Source organism: Pseudomonadota bacterium, assembly GCA_034189865.1.
In the GTDB taxonomy this organism is placed as follows: domain Bacteria; phylum Pseudomonadota; class Gammaproteobacteria; order UBA5335; family UBA5335; genus JAXHTV01.
Map to the genome: position 1 here is coordinate 1 of JAXHTV010000066.1, position 2,326 is coordinate 2,326.

Genomic DNA, 2,326 nt, shown 5'->3' on the forward strand with positions numbered 1-2,326 from the left:
GAGAGCTTGATGTAAACGTTCATCAACACGTCCCGATAAATCTTATCGAAGAGTTCCTGACTGGGTATTTTCATATCCGAATGGGCTTCCAGGATGCCAGTTTGCGGAACAACGAAAAACTTCGTGCCCCGATTGTTGCCGACAAACGGATCGTTTGGATCTGGTCCCTCATAACCCATGGCCGGTCGGGGGTTGGCATCCAGTATTCTGCCCGCCACCGCCAAGGCGTTGCCTCGAAGCCTTTCAATCAACTCGTCGACCATCCACTCGGTGGGGCGAGTCACATAACCCAAAATCGCCGCCTTATCATACTGGGGCAGCGGCTCGTTTTGCTTGGCCCGGATTTCCCTCAGCATATCCCGCCGAAGCCGTGGCCAGGTCATGTCGATTTTTTTTCCGTCGTGGAACCCCATGTGCTGCGGCTCCCCAGCATAGGCTTCCACCAGCTTATCCCTCAAGGCTTCGATGCTGATCAAGCGCCGCTTGTACACGCTGCCGATGGGCCAGGCGCCCAACAGGGCCTCGCCGACCTCGCCTCGCCGGACATCCCCCGCCATCGACCCCAATCCGGTTTGCGGACCCAGGATATTGTCGTCCTCAGAGTGCAACACGATCACGCGGCGGGCGGCCTGATGGGCGTGGGGCAGATGCCAGTTGCCCAAAAAGCTGGTGTCCAAGGCGGGATCGGTGGACAGGGCCGTGTTCGGTATCGCCGCCTGCCATAAGAAGGCGTTCTCGATGATATCCGTATGGCCCTGCTCGCCCAAGAGGTTCAGGGCGGTCATCGCCACGCGGTTGCCCAGGCTGTGGGCGATGAGGTTGATCTTGATGCCCTCGGCATGCAGCTGTTTGATCGCCGGCACCAACTGCCGGCCGGCGGCGGTGCCCCACAGTTCTGCCTGCATATACGCCAAGGGATTCACGTCGCCCTGCCAGGTGACACCGATGATGCGGCTGTACTGGTCCCACTCGCTGCCGGTAAACCCGGCCGCCCGGTTGAGGTTGTATTCCATATTGAGGAACCACCCCAGCGCGCCGGTGCCGTTCAAGCCTTTATCGGGATCCAGGTTGTCAGACAGTCGCACGTTCGTTTTTCTGAAGGCATCGGGAAAACGCGCTTTGATGAGGTCCAGCTCGCGATAGACCGTAGCGGGCTGGTCGCTCGTGCGAGCGGTGGCGAGAGAGTAACGGCGTCCACCCGACTTGTGTCCGCCAGGCATTTTGTGGCGAGAGACGTCCACACCGACAATTCGATGATTGTACTCGCCAAGGGGGACGTTAAATCCGTGAATAAACAAAGTGGCGTTGTTGCCGTTTTCCTTGAAGTAGGCAATCTGCGCCGGCGACAGGACCGGCGGCTCACCCCGGCCGGCCTGCGGACGGAGGTTCAGCACCACCGGCGGGAACAGGGCCTTGGCTTTGAGCCGTAACCGATCCGGCGTTCGCGGTGTGGCAGTGTACACCACCGGTGAATCCAGCCCCGGCGTGAGCTGGATGTCATTGATTTGGTACACCTCGCCCCACGTGGCGGAGCCCAGCGTTTGCCAGGACAAAACGCCATTCTCCGACGTTGTCAGGGTCGTTGCGTTCTCGGTCAGCGCAGTTTGAAAGCTGCGTTGGCCGTTTTGGCCATCGATCACCCAATGGATGGGGGTATCGGGCACCGGCAAGCTGTTGGAATCGAAATCGTGGTACTGCAAATCCAGCTCGAGCGCGCGCAGCCGCGTCAGGCGCGGCGAGTAGCGGGCGATGTGATCGCCCACCTGCACTTCAAACACATATTCCGCCAGACCAGCGATGCGGGGCTCCTCGCCCGGCCGAAGCAGCCGGATACTCTCATCGCCCGCCTGCGGCGGCAATTGCCAGGTGAAGCCGTTCTTTCCGTCCCCGGCTTGCAGGGACCCGGTTAAGCGATCGACGATTTCCTCGCCATCGGCATGGCGGGCGAAGAGGGTCAGCGTGACCGCCTGACCCGGCGTCAAACCGCTGGCTGTAAAACCCAATTCCACCGTGTCACCCCCGTGGGCCCGGGGCACGCTCCAGTTCAAGGCCGAAAGATGGGCGCTGTGCAGGGTTGAACGGGGCTTGGCCACCAATTGTCGGGCGACCGGCGCGGTAATGGCCGGTGCCGCGGCGGCCGCCTGGATGGGCACATGGCGGATGGTTTTGTAGACCGTCGGGGCGGATAAGGTCACCCCGCTTTGACCGTTGAACAATACGTTGTTGCCGTGGATCTCGATCCGCCCGTTGGCGTTGAGTACGATCCGGCCCCGGCCGTTGCTGACGGTGAGCCGCTCCCGGGCCTGGATGGTAACGGGCCCGTCGA

The 2,326-nt window shown here is 61.4% G+C and carries 1 protein-coding gene; it reads right to left on the reverse strand.

Annotated elements, in window-relative coordinates; genetic code table 11:
- On the reverse strand, positions 1-2,326 hold a 2,326-nt coding region (locus SVU69_13720), incomplete at both ends, for an alpha/beta hydrolase (GenBank protein ID MDY6944055.1).